The organism is Mesorhizobium sp. M0185, from assembly GCF_040322175.1.
Taxonomy (GTDB): Bacteria; Pseudomonadota; Alphaproteobacteria; order Rhizobiales; family Rhizobiaceae; genus Mesorhizobium.
Map to the genome: position 1 here is coordinate 119,865 of NZ_JAMYSY010000001.1, position 15,049 is coordinate 134,913.

Annotated in this window: 14 protein-coding genes; 5 read left to right on the forward strand and 9 right to left on the reverse strand. The window is 63.1% G+C overall.

Going from position 1 to position 15,049, the window contains the following annotated elements:
• Positions 1-167: 167 nt before the first annotated feature.
• The gene (locus tag NKJ20_RS00585) at positions 168-599 is read right to left on the reverse strand and encodes a hypothetical protein (RefSeq protein WP_023675469.1); all 432 of its coding nucleotides are present in this window, start codon (positions 597-599) and stop codon (positions 168-170) included.
• A 476-nt stretch (positions 600-1,075) separates the two neighbouring features.
• On the opposite strand from NKJ20_RS00585, the gene NKJ20_RS00590 reads away from it, so the two are divergent.
• The 3 genes from NKJ20_RS00590 to NKJ20_RS00600 are packed head-to-tail and all read left to right on the forward strand — an operon-like array spanning position 1,076 to position 3,882.
• Positions 1,076-2,044, forward strand: coding sequence for an HlyD family secretion protein (locus NKJ20_RS00590; RefSeq protein WP_352741981.1), 969 nt, complete (start codon positions 1,076-1,078; stop codon positions 2,042-2,044).
• The gene (locus NKJ20_RS00595) at positions 2,041-3,654 is read left to right on the forward strand and encodes a DHA2 family efflux MFS transporter permease subunit (protein WP_352448159.1); all 1,614 of its coding nucleotides are present in this window, start codon (positions 2,041-2,043) and stop codon (positions 3,652-3,654) included. The genes NKJ20_RS00590 and NKJ20_RS00595 overlap by 4 nt, the downstream gene beginning before the upstream one ends.
• A 60-nt stretch (positions 3,655-3,714) precedes the next feature.
• Positions 3,715-3,882: a hypothetical protein gene (locus NKJ20_RS00600; RefSeq protein WP_352448160.1), complete on the forward strand. Its 168-nt coding sequence runs from the start codon at positions 3,715-3,717 to the stop codon at positions 3,880-3,882.
• Positions 3,883-3,886: 4 nt separating this feature from the next.
• On the opposite strand, the gene NKJ20_RS00605 is transcribed toward NKJ20_RS00600, so the two are convergent.
• Together NKJ20_RS00605 and NKJ20_RS00610 are read right to left on the reverse strand one after the other, a co-directional pair.
• A complete protein-coding gene (locus tag NKJ20_RS00605; RefSeq protein WP_352448161.1) occupies positions 3,887-4,639 on the reverse strand; it encodes a metallophosphoesterase family protein in 753 nt (250 codons plus the stop codon).
• Positions 4,632-5,444: a nucleotidyltransferase family protein gene (locus NKJ20_RS00610; RefSeq protein WP_352448162.1), complete on the reverse strand. Its 813-nt coding sequence runs from the start codon at positions 5,442-5,444 to the stop codon at positions 4,632-4,634. The genes NKJ20_RS00605 and NKJ20_RS00610 overlap by 8 nt, the downstream gene beginning before the upstream one ends.
• A 54-nt stretch (positions 5,445-5,498) precedes the next feature.
• On the opposite strand from NKJ20_RS00610, the gene NKJ20_RS00615 reads away from it, so the two are divergent.
• Both NKJ20_RS00615 and NKJ20_RS00620 read left to right on the forward strand, forming a co-directional pair.
• A complete protein-coding gene (locus NKJ20_RS00615) occupies positions 5,499-5,690 on the forward strand; it encodes a hypothetical protein (RefSeq protein WP_352741984.1) in 192 nt (63 codons plus the stop codon).
• Positions 5,691-6,153: 463 nt separating this feature from the next.
• On the forward strand, positions 6,154-7,017 hold the full coding sequence (locus tag NKJ20_RS00620) for a hypothetical protein (RefSeq protein WP_352448417.1): 864 nt from the start codon (positions 6,154-6,156) through the stop codon (positions 7,015-7,017).
• A 59-nt stretch (positions 7,018-7,076) separates the two neighbouring features.
• On the opposite strand, the gene amaB is transcribed toward NKJ20_RS00620, so the two are convergent.
• The 6 genes from amaB to NKJ20_RS00650 form a co-directional block, all read right to left on the reverse strand.
• Positions 7,077-8,591, reverse strand: coding sequence for an L-piperidine-6-carboxylate dehydrogenase (gene amaB, locus NKJ20_RS00625; RefSeq protein ID WP_352741985.1), 1,515 nt, complete (start codon positions 8,589-8,591; stop codon positions 7,077-7,079).
• Positions 8,592-8,777: 186 nt separating this feature from the next.
• Positions 8,778-10,052, reverse strand: a complete 1,275-nt coding sequence (locus NKJ20_RS00630) for an RNA polymerase sigma factor (RefSeq protein WP_352741987.1) — start codon at positions 10,050-10,052, stop codon at positions 8,778-8,780.
• Positions 10,049-10,423 carry a YciI family protein gene (locus NKJ20_RS00635; RefSeq protein WP_292663532.1) on the reverse strand — a complete coding sequence of 125 codons (375 nt, stop codon included), beginning with the start codon at positions 10,421-10,423 and terminating at the stop codon, positions 10,049-10,051. The genes NKJ20_RS00630 and NKJ20_RS00635 overlap by 4 nt, the downstream gene beginning before the upstream one ends.
• A gap of 87 nt (positions 10,424-10,510) precedes the next feature.
• Positions 10,511-11,626 carry a DNA topoisomerase IB gene (locus NKJ20_RS00640; RefSeq protein ID WP_352448165.1) on the reverse strand — a complete coding sequence of 372 codons (1,116 nt, stop codon included), beginning with the start codon at positions 11,624-11,626 and terminating at the stop codon, positions 10,511-10,513.
• Positions 11,627-11,744: 118 nt separating this feature from the next.
• Positions 11,745-12,629: a transglutaminase family protein gene (locus NKJ20_RS00645; RefSeq protein ID WP_352448166.1), complete on the reverse strand. Its 885-nt coding sequence runs from the start codon at positions 12,627-12,629 to the stop codon at positions 11,745-11,747.
• A gap of 7 nt (positions 12,630-12,636) precedes the next feature.
• Positions 12,637-15,048, reverse strand: a complete 2,412-nt coding sequence (locus NKJ20_RS00650) for a circularly permuted type 2 ATP-grasp protein (protein ID WP_352741988.1) — start codon at positions 15,046-15,048, stop codon at positions 12,637-12,639.
• Between the last annotated feature and the right edge of the window lies 1 nt (position 15,049).

Sequence of the window (15,049 nt, forward strand, 5' to 3'; positions counted from 1 at the left end):
AGCTCAAATTCTCACATCAAAGACGGACGCATGGCCGCGACAAGGCGCAGCCAAGCGTCGAGGAGTTTCACAATCTGCGCGGCCCGACGGCGCACGAGCCCTTCCAAATTCGGAAGCGCTCTCCACGGCGCGGAAAGAACGCGTGTTCCGCCGTTCCTCGTACCGCCTCAATGCACGATCAAGCCCTTCATCCAGGCAACAAATCTGTTGCCGCGAACTATCCCGCGCACCCTGGCAGCGGCCCATCTCGCTTGCATCGTAGCGCCGACATGGCAATGGCAGACGATTTGGTGCAACTGCCGGTCGCTCAGTTCGAAGAAGCGCTTTGCCTCACCATAGGTATCATCGCTGAGGCCCATGGCACGCAGAACCGGATCCTCGAAGGCGACAGTGAGCGGCGTGCCAGCGCCACGCGATCTGTCGCGCGCTTCCCTGTTCATATATTCGGTGCCTGGAAGCGCCCCAAGGCATCGCGTCGGGTTTTGTTCGAGAAGTTCCGCCCAACGTTCAATCCGCTGGGTTCGAGTCATCGCCGGATACGCCGCGAAGGACTCAACTTCCGCGACGGCCTGCAGTTGGTCGAGTGTTTGATGTTTCATGGTCGGCTCCTGTCGACAGGTGAATTCGCCCACGCCTACATGAGCAATTATCGCGCCATGGAGCGCTGACAAGGCCGGACCGCCGCAACATGAGGCGTACGGATCACCTGCCCCGTCGAAGCGGCGCTCGAATTCCGACGCGCCCCCGCCTGTGTTCGATGTCGACCCGTTAACCGAACCCGTTTCCGGACAGGAACTTTTGCGGAAGCTTGCCGTTTGGCTTTGCGTCCGCTTCGGCGGCTGCAATATCAATCTTGAAAGCAATTCCGTTGGACACGAAGCCTCAACGCGTCGAGCAAGACGTCGAGCCTGTAAATGAAACCCGGGAGCAACCGGCCCCGGTTCGAGAATCTCATAAGCGATCGGCAGAGCCCCGGCAGGAAAAACCCGACGGGAATGCCTCGCAACGAAAGGCCGGTCTGCTCGGCTTTCCCAGGCGCCATCCCTATGCGGCCGCAGCCATCGCGCTTGCGCTGTTGCTCGTCGCGGCAGGCATCGCGATCTGGTGGCTGAACGCTCGCCAGTACGAATCGACCGACGACGCCTTCATAGATGCGCGCACAGTGACGATCGGTGCGCAAATAGCCGGCCGCATTACCGAGCTGGCGGTTACCGACAATCAGCATGTACAGGCGGGCGATGTCCTCCTGCGTATCGACGACAGCGACTATCAGGCAAACCTGAAGCAGGCCGACGCCGGCGTCGCCGCGGCCGAGGCCGAAATCGTCAATGTCGCCGCCCAGATCGAGGCTCAAAACGCAAAGGTAAACGCTGCCCAGAGGCAGGTTGCACAGGCCAAGGCAGCGCTGGACTTCGCCAAGGCCGAGGATCAACGCAATCGCGAACTCCTGGCCAGGGGCACAGCAACGCAGCAGCAGGCGCAGCAGGCGGCATCGACGTTGCGTCAGGATCAGGCCGCGCTGGACAGCGCCGAGGCCAATGTAGCCTCCGCAAAAAGCCAGGTTTCGGTCTTGCAGGCACAGGCCAGGAGCGTCGAGGCGCAGCTCGAGCAGGCAAAGGCCAGCCAGGAGCAAGCCCGCACGACGCTGTCGCGCACGACTATCACAGCACCCGCAGCCGGGCGGGCAACGAGCATTTCCGCCGCGAACGGCACCTACGCCCAACCCGGCCAGGTATTGATGATGTTCGTTCCCGACGAGGTCTGGGTGAAGGCCAATTTCAAGGAGACGCAGCTCGATCTGATGCGGCAGGGACAGCCGGTCGACATCGACATCGACGCCTACCCGGACAAGTCCTTTCACGGCCGCGTCGACAGTATTCAGGCCGGCAGCGGCACCGCCTTCAGCCTCCTGCCGGCCGAAAATGCCACCGGCAATTATGTCAAGGTGGTGCAGCGCGTGCCGGTCAAGATCGTCTTCGACAAGCCGCCGGATGTGCTTCTCGGGCCAGGCCTGTCGGTGGTGCCGACGGTCAAGGTGCGATGAACGGCGAAACCGCCAGAAATCAGGGCGAAAGCCGATCCGCCGCCGGGACACACAATCCGTGGCTCATCGCCGTCGTCGTCTCCATCGCCACTTTCATGCTGGTGCTGGACACCTCGATCGCCAATGTCGCCCTGCGCAACATCGCTGGCAGCCTGGCGGCCGGAATGGACGAAAGCACCTGGGTGATTACCACCTATCTCGTTGCCAACTCGGTGATCATTCCGGTCAGCGGCTGGCTGGCAAGCGTCATCGGCCGCAAGCGCTACTACATGCTCTGCGTTGCGACCTTCACCGTCGCGTCGCTGCTGTGCGGACTGGCACCCAACCTGGAACTGCTCATCCTGTTCAGGGTCCTTCAGGGCCTCGGCGGCGGCGGCATGGCGCCAAGCGAGCAATCGATCCTTGCCGACACCTTTCCGCCTGAAAAGCGCTCGCAGGCCTTCGCGCTTTACGGCATTGCCGTCATCGTCGCACCGACGGTCGGGCCGACGATCGGCGGCTGGCTGACCGACCATTTCTCCTGGCACTGGATCTTCTTCATCAACGTGCCGTTCGGCATCCTGTCGCTGGCCCTGGTGCAATGGCTGTTGGTCGAACCGGACGTACTCGAACGCGAACGCAAGGAACGGCTGAAGGGCGGCCTGAAGATCGACGGGATCGGGTTCGTCCTGGTGGCGACGGCCTTGGGGTGCCTGGAGATTTTTCTCGACCGGGGCCAGCGCTACGATTGGTTCGCCTCGGATTTCATCACCACTTTCGCAGTGATTTCCGCGATCGCGTTCCTGCTGCTTATCCCATGGGAGCTCAGTCGCAGCGATCCGGTCGTCGACATGCGTCTGTTGTTCACGCGCCAGTTCGGCACGGCCTTCCTGGTCATGATGGCGGTCGGTGCTATCCTGTTCAGCACCACCCAGATCGTGCCGCAGCTGCAGCAGACGACATTTGCCTACACCGCGACGCTCTCGGGCCTTTCGATGATGCCGGGCGGCATCGCCATGCTGATCTTGATGCCGGTGTCCGGATTTGTAGGCAGCATCGTGCAGCCCAAATACCTGATCATGATGGGCATGTCGGTGGTCGCAGTGGCCCTCTGGCATATGACCTCGCTTACTCCGGACGCCAGCTTCCGCTTCTTTGCCTTTGCCCGTGTTTTCCTGATGGTCGGGCTGCCGTTCCTGTTCATTCCCATCTCGACCGCGGCCTATGTCGGCCTGCCCCCGCAGAAGACCAACCAGGCATCGGCGCTGATCAACGTTGCACGCAATATCGGCGGCAGCATCGGCGTCTCGCTGTCCAACACCGTCATTGCGCAAAGCTCCCAGATCCATCAATCGTATCTGGTCGGCCACACCGTGCAGTCGTCGCCCGCCTATCAGCAGGCGCTTCGGCAGGCGACCGAGCATTTCGTCGCCCAGGGTTCGCCGATGGTCGAGGCGAAGCAGCAGGCGATCGGCTGGCTTGGCCAGTTGATCGCCCGCCAGGCCACGCTGCTCGCCTATGTCGATGTCTTCCGCTACTGCGCGGTGGCAACCGCCCTGCTCGTTCCGCTTGCTCTGCTGCTGCGATCAAGCAAGTCGGGCAGCAGACAGGCGAATCCGGAGATGGGCTGACCAGAAGGCGGGAACCAGCTGACCCATTGCGTTGTTCTGCGCCAAGAGGAGATGATCACGATGGCCACTATTCCCACACCCGAGCCAATGCCGACCCCGGTGCCGCCGCCTCCCATCCCCGATCCCAAGCCCGTGCGTGAGCCGGACCCCGACAGGCTCCCCGACGAGGACCCCATTCCCAATCCGGATGAAAACGATATTCCGCCGAAGCGGGCGTTCAACATCTAGCCTATTAGATTTCGAGCACAGCGTAGGGGCGGCCGGTCGGCTTGGCGACATGCATGGCAACGTTATAGACCGTCGCCCCGCCCGGTGTGCGGCCCTCGTAGGCGCCGCGATGCGCATGGCCATGCACCACCGCGCTGACCTGGAACCGGTCTATTGTCTCGGCCAGGCGTGACGAACCGAGAAACGGGAAGATCTCCAGCGGCTCGCCTTCGACCGTCTCGACGACAGGCGCGTAGTGCAGAACGACAAGCGTGCGTTTGGCGCGGACCTGCCGCATTGCGTTTTCAAGCCGCATCGCTTCGTTCACGCTTTCCGCCACCATTGACTTGATCGCCGGTTCGCCGAAGGAGCCGAGCATGCGCGATCCAAAACCGCCAACGAAACCCTTGACCCCAACGAACCCGACCTCGTGAATCTCCGTCGCCTCGCCGTCGAGCAGGTGAACGCCCGCCTGACGCAGAATGTCGGTGACCTGCTCGACGGCGCCTGACTCATAGTCGTGATTGCCAAGTACGGCGACGACCGGGATCGTGCAGGCACGCAGTTCCTCGGCAAGGATTTCGGCCTCCCGAGGCTTGCCGAGATTGGTAAGGTCGCCCGTCAGCACGAGAACCTGGGCTGCACGCGACATCTCGCCGAAAAGATCGCGGTACGAGGCCTGGTCCTCCTTGCCGACATGCAGATCGCCAATGGCGGCGACTTTGAGTGCGCTGCCGTTTTCCGCCTTCGGCGAAGCAGTTTCGAGCTCGTCAGCCATTGCTATGTTCTCCTTCACCGCCGACGTCGGCAAAACCCCAGTCGTTGACGTCGATCTCATAGTCAGTTCGTGAAAGCATGCGCCCACGGCAGATTTTCATCCGGGAAGGTGGCAATTCGCGCTGCTTGGCCAGCCGGTCAAGCAGCTCGTCGAGCAGCCAGGCGGGCACGCGGCCCCGCTCCGTCGGATAGATCCATCGGAAGTTCAAGAGATGCATCAGCAGAACTTCCCAATGAACTTCCATGTAGGAAAGCAGCCTTTGCCAGTCGATCTGGTCGTGGGCCTTGAGGATGGTGTGCGAGATGTCGGCACCATCGTGGCGACCGCGGTCCTGGATGAAACTTTTGGACCAGATAAGCTCGGTGGGCCCGATGATCCGCACCTGGCTGCCCAGCAATTCGCCCTGACGGGCGTGCTCCAGCCACTGGTCGTCGACAGGCATGGTGCCGTTCATCGAGGCGAAAATGACGTCGAAAAAATGGGTGCCCTTGAACACTTTACCGAGCCACCGGTCGTCCTCGACCACGACGGCGTAGCCGATCTGCTTGAAATGGGCGAGGATGCGCGGGCAGTCGCCGGCCTTGCAGAAAATGTCGAGATCCTTGGTCTGGCGGATGATCCCGGTATAGGCGCTTACGGCATAGGTGCCGGCGACGAGAAAGGGGATGCCGGTCGCGACAAGTTCGCGGATCGCTTCGATATAAAAGACCTCCGCTTCGGCATTGCGAAGCGTCGGGGCGGCTTTTGGATCGACCGACGGAACGGATGCCGGGATCGCGCTTTCCGGTGGGGGATTAATGATCATAGCAATAGCTCCTGGCCCGGCAGACCAGCAGCCGCCTGTATCTAATAGCCAAGCATGCCCGATGGTTCCCGCCGTTACGCGGCACTGCCGCTCCCGCCGCTGCATCAGGCGAACACATCGCCGTCGCAGGCCTTCGAAGCGGTCATGGCTGTCGCCGCCGCGGCAGTGATGAAAAGACATGCGACCGGTTATTTTTGGCGTCAGGATCGCAGTGCAATCAGCCTCAAGCGCGTCGAGGCGGAGTAGGCCCGCTATCATCCTCAGGTCCGGAAAGGATTGGCTTCAACATGGTTCCGGAGCTGTCGGAGGCGCTGCGCACCCGGCGCAACAGCCATTTGAGCGCCCGTAGCCAAACCGACTCTGTTTTCCGTAACGCTGCAGGCGGCGTGGCGAAAAGGCCATTCTCCATTTTGTAGTTCCTCACAGTCTCAGTCCAAATCAGCGTTCTTCAACGAGCAAAGCTTGTGTTGGTTCCGCGTCGCCATCGGCGGGAGCACGGGCTGGACGGGGCGAGGCCATCATTGGCGGGTTCGAGCGGGCTAGCCTTCTGCAGCGAGATCAGTGGCCTCGGCGATCAAGTCGCGGAATTCAGCCCACTAGCCGGCGGGATTCAGCTCGTATCGTAATGCGCCGGCTCTGGACACGACCCGCGAAGGCTGAAATTGTGATCGGCATTTTCCAGTTGCAAATTTGGTTGGGCTCGGCGGGGATGGCGCTGGTTTCTGAAGACATTGCCAGCCATCCGGCACTGCGTCGCCATGTCCAGGCTCAGTCGCGGACGCTTCTCCAGACCTATGAAGCGAACCCGCGGCTGGCTTCCGTATTCGCCACGCAACAGCGTTGGCTGATGGCCCATATCGGCCTTGGCTTGTATTTCAATCGAGAGCCGGACGATCATCGCAAGGGCCTTACGTCCGCACGGTTCATGGACGACATCTGCCGGCATTCGGTGGCCAGCCGCAACACCGCCGACGCCTTCCTGAAGGAGATGCTGCATTACGGTTTCATCCGGCATCTGCCGATTAAATATGGGCGCGTCCGCCCGTTTGAGCCGGCCGCGGGCACTCTGGAGACGGTTGCCGGCTGGGTCATGGCTCATCTGAAAACGCTGGACAGCCTGGACGGTGGATTTCGACTGCCTGCATTCGTCGCACAACCGGATGTGCTCGCCAAACTGCAGCCACTGGTGGCCGACGGACTGCTTTCGTCGCATGCCGTGCGCGAGCCAAGACAGACTTTTTCCTTGTTCACCTGGCTCGACAATGGCGGCATCGTCATGGATTGGCTGATGTCCGGCGTCGACCCCGATCATGCCGACCTGGACCGAATCCCGACCGGTGTCGTCTCAATCGGGGATTTCGCGAACTGGCTCAAGCTTTCCCGCACTCACCTGTCACGCAAATTGCGCGATGCCGAGGAACTCGGCAGCATCGGCTGGCTGGGCCAGCGCGGTCACTCGGTCATGTGGGTGTCGAGCGAGTTCTATCAGGAATACATGACCGCCCAGGCGGTCAAGCTCGCCATCATCGATGCAGCCTTCGACAATTGTGTTGTAACTTCCGAAGCCAGCTGAACCGCGAGCCGACCGCCGTCGTGGCGGCTTTCGCGCCGCCGCGACGGAGGTCTGGCTTTTCAATCGATGTCGAACGACACGCCCTGCGCAAGCGGCAGCGCCTTGGAATAATTCACCGTATTGGTGGCGCGCCGCATATAGGCCTTCCAGGCATCGGACCCCGACTCGCGGCCGCCGCCGGTCTCCTTCTCGCCACCGAAGGCACCGCCGATCTCGGCCCCTGACGTGCCTATATTGACGTTGGCGATGCCGCAGTCCGATCCGTCGACGCTAAGAAAGCGCTCGGATTCCTGCAGGTCGCGGGTAAAGATCGAGGATGACAGCCCCGCTCCCACCGCATTGTGTTCTTCTAGCACGATGTCGAAGTCCGAATATTTCATCACATAGAGGATGGGCGCGAAGGTTTCCTCCGTCACCGGCGAAACCTGCCGCGGCATTTCGACCAGCGCCGGACGCACATAGTGGGCCTCGGGGTGAGCGTTCTCGACCCGCATTCCGCCGGTTATCTTACCGCCATGCGAAGCCGCCTCCTCCAGCGCCTTCTGCATATTCTCGTAGGCAGCCTTGTCGATCAGCGGGCCAACCAGAGCGCTTGTCTCCAGCGGATTACCGACCGAGACGCTCTCATAAGCCTTCTTCAGGCGCGGAACGAGCTGGTCATAGACGCTCTCATGCACGAACAGGCGCCTGAGCGTCGTGCAGCGCTGGCCGGCCGTGCCCATGGCGCCGAAGGCGATAGCGCGGAGCGCCATGTCCAGATCGGCCGTCGGGCAGACGATGCCGGCATTGTTGCCGCCGAGCTCCAGCACCGCACGGGCAAAGCGCTTCGCCAGCCGTGGGCCGACATCCCTGCCCATGCGCGTCGAGCCGGTGGCCGAGACCAGCGGCACCTTCGGATGGTCAACCAGGATCTCGCCGACGGCACGGTCGCCGATCAGCACCGGCGCCAGGCCCTGCGGCGCGTCCGTGCCAAAACGCTTTACCGCGCGTGCAAAAATCGCTTCGCAGGCGAGCGCCGTCAGCGGGGTCTTCTCGGACGGTTTCCACACCACCGCGTCGCCGCAGACCAGCGCAAGTGCCGCGTTCCACGACCATACCGCCACCGGAAAGTTGAAGGCCGAGATGACGCCGACGACGCCCAGCGGATGCCAGGTCTCCATCATGCGATGGCCGGGACGCTCGGTGGCGATGGTCAGGCCGTACAATTGCCGGGAAAGACCGACGGCGAAATCGCAGATGTCGATCATCTCCTGCACTTCGCCAAGACCTTCGGATGGGATCTTGCCGACTTCGATCGATACCAACCGGCCAAGCTCGGCCTTGTGTGTGCGCAATTCCTCGCCGAGCAGCCGCACCAGTTCGCCACGCTTGGGAGCTGGCACCTGCCGCCACGCCAGGAAAGCTTTGTGGGCATTGTCGATGGTCGTTGCCGCATCGGCCGGCGAGATGGTCTTCAGCGCGGCGATCTGCTCGCCGGTTACCGGGCTGCGCACGATGAGGTCGCCGCCCGTAAGCGCGCCCTCGGCAACGCCCAGTTTCGCCAGAAGCCCGGCCGTTTCCTTCGCAATCGTCATTTCGTTCGTCCCTTTCAGATCCCGTCGCTCATATGGCGTCGGTCCAAGCTTTTCGCCATACCGGTTCCCTGCCGGTCGGCATACCAGGCGCTGTCATGGCGTGGCATTACGCGTTTCAGGGAGAAATCGCCACCCCGGCATGGTCCAAGCCGGCGTCCGACTGTTGAACCAGCCAGATAGAGCGAATCAGTGTGCCGTCTTGGCGGTTTCCCGCACGGCGCTTTCTTTCATCAGCTGGTCGATATGCATGCGGATATGCGCTGCCTCGGCGGCCGTATTGGCGAGCGCGATGGCGCGGTCGAAAGCGACACGCGCCTCCTCGCCGCGGCCAAGCTGCATCAGCAGTCCGCCCTTGAGGCCGAAGAAATGGAAATAGCCGGAAAGCCTTCCCTCCAGCGGCTCGATCATGGCGAGTGCGGCTTCCGGTCCACGCACCTTGGAGACCGCGACGGCGCGGTTGAGCGTCACCACCGGCGACGGCTGCATCTGCTCGAGCAGCCCGTAGAGCAGGTCGATCTCGTTCCAGTCCGTATCCTCGGGTTTTTCCGCCCGCGCATGCAGTGCGGCGATCGCCGCTTGCACCTGGTAGGGACCGGGCTTGCGATGGCGCAACGCCTTATCGACCAGCGCCAGGCCTTCATCGATCATCTTGCGGCTCCACAGACTGCGGTCCTGGTCTTCGAGCAGCACGATCTCGCCGTTCTCGTCGAAGCGAGCCGGCGAGCGTGCATGCTGCAGCAGCAACAGCGCCGTCAGCCCCATGATCTCCGGCTCGGTCTGGAACAGCCTGAGCAGCAGCCGGGCCAGCCGGATCGCCTCTTCGCAAAGCGGCGCTCGCGCCGAAGCCTCGCCGCTGTTGCTGGAATAGCCTTCGTTGAAGATCAAGTAGACCATGGCGGCGACGGCGGCGAGCCGTTCGGAGCGCTCGACCGCTCCCGGCGTCTCGAACGGCACCCCGGCGTCGGCGATACGCGCCTTGGCGCGCGTGATACGCTGCTCCATGGCGCTTTCACCGACGAGGAAGGCGCGGGCGATCTGCTTGACCGTCAGGCCGGAGACGATGCGTAACGCCACCGCGATCTGCTGTGTGGCCGGCAGGTCGGGATGGCAGCAGATAAACAGCAGCCGCAAAATATCGTCGCGGTAATGCGCCCCGTCCAGCCGCTCGGCGACGTCGCTCTCGGCATCCTCCAGATCGGAGATCTGGTCCTCCTCCGGCAGCGGCGCCTGCTTGGCGCGCTTGCGCACCGCATCGATGCCGCTGTTGCGGCCGACGAAAATCAGCCAGGCTGCCGGATCGCGCGGAGGACCGTTTTTCGGCCAGTTGTTCAGTGCCCTCAGGCAGGCGTCCTGGAATGCTTCCTCCGCCGCGTCGAGGTCGCGGAAGTAGCGCAGCAATGCCCCCATCGCCTGCGGGCGAGCGGTGCTGATTGCCGTGCTGATCCAGGCGAGTTCGGTCATGCGGAAACCTTGGCGGGATTGAAGAGCGAGACCGGCCGGATTTCATAGGAGCCGCCGCTCGGATTGACCTCGGAAAGCTCGCGCGCGAAGTCGACGGCCTCATCGAGATCGGCGCATTCGAGCGTGTAGAAGCCGAGGAACTGTTCCTTGGTTTCGGCAAACGGGCCGTCGATGACGATCGATTCGCCCTTGACCTTCCTCAGCGTCGTCGCCGCGGTCGTCGGCAAGAGCCGCGCCACCGGACCAAGCCGGCCCGCCTGGGCATATTTTTCCTGCACACCGATAAGCTTTTCCATGACTGCGTCGTCCTGCTCCTTGCTCCAGGAGCAGACGACGTCTTCAGAGGCATAGCAGAGGATCGCGTAGAGCATGGGTCGTCCTTTTCTCTGTCAAAGGACGAAACACTAGGACCGATGCCGACATGGCGTCGACAAAAAAAATACGCCCCCGGTCTGGCGTCATTCCCTCGCCTTCAGCCATCTCAAGACCAAGGCCTCCTCGTCGTCGAGCCCGGCGATCGAGCGCTTGCCTTTGTTGGCATCCGCCATTTCGTCCAGCAGCCGTCCTTCGGACCAGGCGCGAAACACTTCCGGATGGATGTAGCATTGGCGACAAACCGCGCGTGTGTTGCCAAGCCGATCGGCAACCTTGTCGATGACACTGTTCATCACCCTCTTTTGCTGCGCCTGGCTTTCCGGACGTTCGGTTTGCGCAAACAGCGACGCTGCATGGATGGTGCCACCCCAGGTTCTGAAGTGCTTGGAGCTGAACTCCGCTCCGGCATTTTCCCTGATATAGCGGTTGACGTCGTCTGAGCGCACCGGATGCCTGTTTCCGTCCTCGTCGAGATACTGGAACAGTTTTTGGCCCGGCAGGTCCTGCGCTCCACGCACGACCTTGGCAATCCGGCGATCGACAAGCTTCAATCTCCATTCCTTGCCGGATTTGCCGATGAAGGCAAAGCGCAGGCTCGAGCCCTTGATGTCGACATGGCGGTCACGCAGCGTGGTCAGCCCAAAACTCTTGTTGTCGCGGGCATAGGCGGCATTGCCGACACGGATCATCGTGTTGTCGAGCAGCCAGACGATAGCCGCAACGACGCGTTCCAGCGGTAGGCCGTGACGGCGCAAATCGACGTCGATCTGCCGCCGCAGTTCGGGCAGGCTTTCGGCGAAGGCGACCAGGCTCGAATATTTGACGCCGTCACGCTCCTCCGCCCAGTACGGGTGATAGCGGTATTGTTTGCGTCCGCGCTGGTCCCGACCGGTCGCCTGGATGTGACCGTCGGCATCCGGCGAGATCCACACATCCGTCCAGGCCGGTGGAATGGCGAGCGCCTTGATGCGTACCAGCGCCTCCCCGTCGACAATCCGCCCGTCGGGTCCTTTGTACGAGAACCCCTTGCCCGAACGCAGCCGGCGAATACCGGGTTCAGTGTCGGTGACATAGTTGAGCGAGGCCCGAACGGCCGAGGCTTGCGCGCCGTTCTCCAGTGCCCCGTTCTGCGGCACCGCGTTTTTTGGTGCAGCTTTCCTTACAGCCGATCGGCCAGACGACCCGGATTTGTCCAGCATGTCCTCTCCACGGAATTTCCGTAGATAAGCCGCTTGCCGGCTGCGGGTTCCAACGCCTCTTGATCTCTTGGTTTCAGAACAGCCTATCGACGTCGCCGTGCAACGAAGACGTGAGTCGTCACGCCTTTTCGAGCACGACCGGAATGACGTCGACCGCCTGCTCGCCGACCTGCCCGCCCGTGGTTTTCAGCACGCCGACGATCGGCGCCACGTCGGAGTAGTCGCGGCCATAGCCGACCGTGATATGGTCGTTGCTTGCCCGCATGCCATTGGTCGGATCGAATTCCTGCCAGCCGGCATCGCGCCCGCACCACACCTTGACCCAGGCGTGCATGGCGTCGGCGCCTTCGAGCCGCGGCTTCCCGCGCGGCGGGATGGTGCGCAGGAACCCGCTGACATAGCCCGCGGGAATACCGAGGCCGCGCAGGCCGGCGATCATGATGTGGGAAAAATCCTGGCAGACGCCGCGCTTCAGGCCGAAGGCGTCGCTGGCCCGCGTCTGCACGGTGGTCGCCTCGCCGTCATAGGTGAAATCGCGGTGAATGCGGTTGCACAGAGCCATGGCCGTGCCGACTGTCGAACTGCCGGCACTGCCTTTCGCATAGGCAGTGATTGCCGCGTCGATGCCGGCATGATCGCTGGCGGCCAGAAAGTGATGCGGCGAAGCCGGCGCCAGCGAGTGCACTGCGCCGAGTTCTTCCCTCAGCCGGCGTATGTCCGGCGATACGTCGAGCCCGGGTTCGGGCCGCGATACCGACACACGCGCGCTCATCCTGATGTCGAGCGCATCATGCGCGTCACGAAAGGCGATCGAGGTGACACTGTTGCCGAAAAAGTCGGAAAAGTCGGAACGTTCGCTGGGCGCCGGCACAAAAGACAGTGAAGCGGCGATGACGCGTTGCACGCCAGGGATGGTCGGCGGCAGCACGCGCACCTGATGGCGGCCACCGCCGGCCGCCGCATCATAGTCGTAACGCAGGTGAAGCCTGATGTCGTAGAGCATGCTGTCTCTACCCGAAATAGGCTTTGGCGAGGCTGTTGTAGAGCCCGCCGATTTCATTGGCGAGATCGCCGAGGGCGTTGGCCGTCATGTCCGAGGGCTCCTTGATGGCGATCGACGTGTTGAGCTGCAGGATTTCCTTGGCCGCCGGCGACATATGGCCTTCAGCGCCGACAGCGGGCAGCAGCGCGATTTCGGCCTTCAGCCGTTCGAGCTGGAAAAGGATTGAGCGCGGGTTGAGCGGATCGAGCGCCAGAAGGTCGACCACCGTGCGCCGTCCCGCTTGCACCGGATATTGCCGACGGTGGGTCATGACGCTGTCGCCGATCTCCAGCATCATGTCGAGCGCACCTTCCGGCGCCTGGGCTCTGGTCAGCCGGGCGAGCGTGCGGGCTATCTGGATGCCGCGTTCGAGCCTGCGGCCGATTTCCAGGAAACGCCAGCCGGCAAAGCGGTACATATTCTCGTGCAGCAGGCCGGAAAACCCGGCCAGCTTGCGCAGGATGACCGTCATTGCCCTTGTCGCGTCGTCGCCCGGCGCCACTGTCGCGGCAAATTGGTGGATGGTCTTCGATAGATCCTTCAATGCCAGCCAGCCATCGGGCGAGAAGCGGTCGCGGATCTGCCCGGCGCTGTAAACGGCGCTGTCCAGCGTGCCGATGAGCCCCAATGGGATTGCCGTCTCGACGTCGATGCCGAACGGCGCGAGATAGTCGCTGATATCGGCGAGCAGCGGCATCTCGGGATCGGATGTCTCGGCCAGCCGCACATGGTAGGCGCGCAGGATGCGCACCGTGTCTTCCGATCGCTCGATATAGCGGCCGAGCCATGTCAGGTTCTCAGCCGCGCGGCTCGGCAGGCTGCCCGGCAAGGTTCGGGTGAAGCTGTCGTGCTCCTGCGGCAGCAGCGTCTCGCGCTCGACCGGCCTGTCGCTGACCACCCAGACATCCGCCGCCTGGCCGCCGCGCTGCATGGCGATGGCCGTCGGGTCGAGCGAAAAGCCGACACGGGCAAAACCGCCCGGCATCACCGTCCAGCCTTCCGGCGTCCGCGCCAGATAGACGCGCAGGCTTGCCGGCCGCGGCTCCAGCCAACCGCCGACATAGACAGGCGTGGTCGACAGCGTCACCGCTTCCTGGCCGACGAAGTCGCCGCCGTCCCGTTCGATCCTGGCGACGAGTTCGGCCCGTTCCTCGACCGAAAGCGCTGACCCTAGCTTGGTCGAGCCGTCGTCCTCGAAGGCAAGCCGCGTCGACAGCGCCGGGCCGATCACCATGCTATCGATATTGGCGAGCACATGCTCGCGCTCCGTCTCCTGTCCGCACCACCATGTCGCGACCGTCGGTAGCAGCAGTTCCTCGTTGCGCAGGGCGCGCGAAATCTTCGGCAGGAAGGCGAGCAGCGCGCGCGTCTCCATCAGGCCGGAGCCCAGTGCATTGACGGCCGAAACCGCCCCTTGCCGAACCGCCTCGACCAGCCCCGGCGTGCCGATCTGCGAGTCCGGCCGCAATTCAAGCGGATCGGCGAAGGCGGCGTCGAGCCGCCGCCACAAGACGCTCACGGGCATCAGCCCCGAAACCGTGCGCACCATCAGCCTGCCGCCCGAGACGGTCAGGTCCTCGCCCTCGAGCAGCATGATGCCGAGATAGCGGGCGATATAGGCATGTTCGTAATAGGTTTCGTTCAGCGGTCCCGGCGTCAGGATGGCGACACGGCCGCCGGCTTGCTTGGCCATGCCGATCAGCGCGTCGCGGAAGCGACGGAAGAAGCCGGCCAGGCGGTGCACATGCATTTCGCCGTAGATGTCGGACAGCGCCCTTGTGGTGGCGACGCGGTTTTCCAGCGCAAAGCCGGCGCCTGACGGCGCCTGTGTGCGGTCGCCAAGCACCCACCAGCGGCCGTCCGGGCCACGACCGAGCTCGAAGGCGCAGAAATGTAGGAAATGGCCGCTGGCCGGCCTGGTGCCGACGACCGGCCGCAAATATTCCGGGCTGGCCGCGATCAATCCGGCCGGCAGAATGCCTTTCTCGACCAGCCGGTTCGGCCCGTAAATGTCGGCGATGGTCTCCTCGAACAGATCGGCGCGCTGGACCAGGCCGGCGCTGATGTCAGCCCATTCCTGCTCCTCGATCAGCAGCGGCACATGCGCTAGCGGCCATTCCCGCTCATTGGCGCCGGCCTTGTCGTAGACGCGGTAATAGACGCCGGCATCGCGCAGGTACTGGTCGGCGCGGGCGAAGCGCTGGGCAAGCTTTTCCGGACCCAGGTCCTCCAGCGCCTCGATGAAGTGCCGCCACGCCGGCCGCGGATTGCCCGACGCATCGACCATCTCGTCGACGACGCCGTCGATCGGCTGATAGTGCTCCAGCAGACTGTGGGTTTGCGGCTTGCTGCGCAGCCTTTTGTGATTCCCCTTCGCCATG

Excerpts from the sequence above, each read along its gene's own strand:
- NKJ20_RS00585 (WP_023675469.1), bottom strand. The coding sequence starts at position 599 with ATGAAACATCAAACACTCGACCAACTGCAGGCCGTCGCGGAAGTTGAG.
- NKJ20_RS00595 (WP_352448159.1), top strand. The coding sequence starts at position 2,041 with ATGAACGGCGAAACCGCCAGAAATCAGGGCGAAAGCCGATCCGCCGCC.
- NKJ20_RS00600 (WP_352448160.1), top strand. The coding sequence starts at position 3,715 with ATGGCCACTATTCCCACACCCGAGCCAATGCCGACCCCGGTGCCGCCG.
- NKJ20_RS00605 (WP_352448161.1), bottom strand. The coding sequence starts at position 4,639 with ATGGCTGACGAGCTCGAAACTGCTTCGCCGAAGGCGGAAAACGGCAGC.
- NKJ20_RS00610 (WP_352448162.1), bottom strand. The coding sequence starts at position 5,444 with ATGATCATTAATCCCCCACCGGAAAGCGCGATCCCGGCATCCGTTCCG.
- NKJ20_RS00615 (WP_352741984.1), top strand. The coding sequence starts at position 5,499 with ATGCCCGATGGTTCCCGCCGTTACGCGGCACTGCCGCTCCCGCCGCTG.
- NKJ20_RS00620 (WP_352448417.1), top strand. The coding sequence starts at position 6,154 with ATGGCGCTGGTTTCTGAAGACATTGCCAGCCATCCGGCACTGCGTCGC.
- amaB (WP_352741985.1), bottom strand. The coding sequence starts at position 8,591 with ATGACGATTGCGAAGGAAACGGCCGGGCTTCTGGCGAAACTGGGCGTT.
- NKJ20_RS00630 (WP_352741987.1), bottom strand. The coding sequence starts at position 10,052 with ATGACCGAACTCGCCTGGATCAGCACGGCAATCAGCACCGCTCGCCCG.
- NKJ20_RS00635 (WP_292663532.1), bottom strand. The coding sequence starts at position 10,423 with ATGCTCTACGCGATCCTCTGCTATGCCTCTGAAGACGTCGTCTGCTCC.
- NKJ20_RS00640 (WP_352448165.1), bottom strand. The coding sequence starts at position 11,626 with ATGCTGGACAAATCCGGGTCGTCTGGCCGATCGGCTGTAAGGAAAGCT.
- NKJ20_RS00645 (WP_352448166.1), bottom strand. The coding sequence starts at position 12,629 with ATGCTCTACGACATCAGGCTTCACCTGCGTTACGACTATGATGCGGCG.
- NKJ20_RS00650 (WP_352741988.1), bottom strand. The coding sequence starts at position 15,048 with ATGGCGAAGGGGAATCACAAAAGGCTGCGCAGCAAGCCGCAAACCCAC.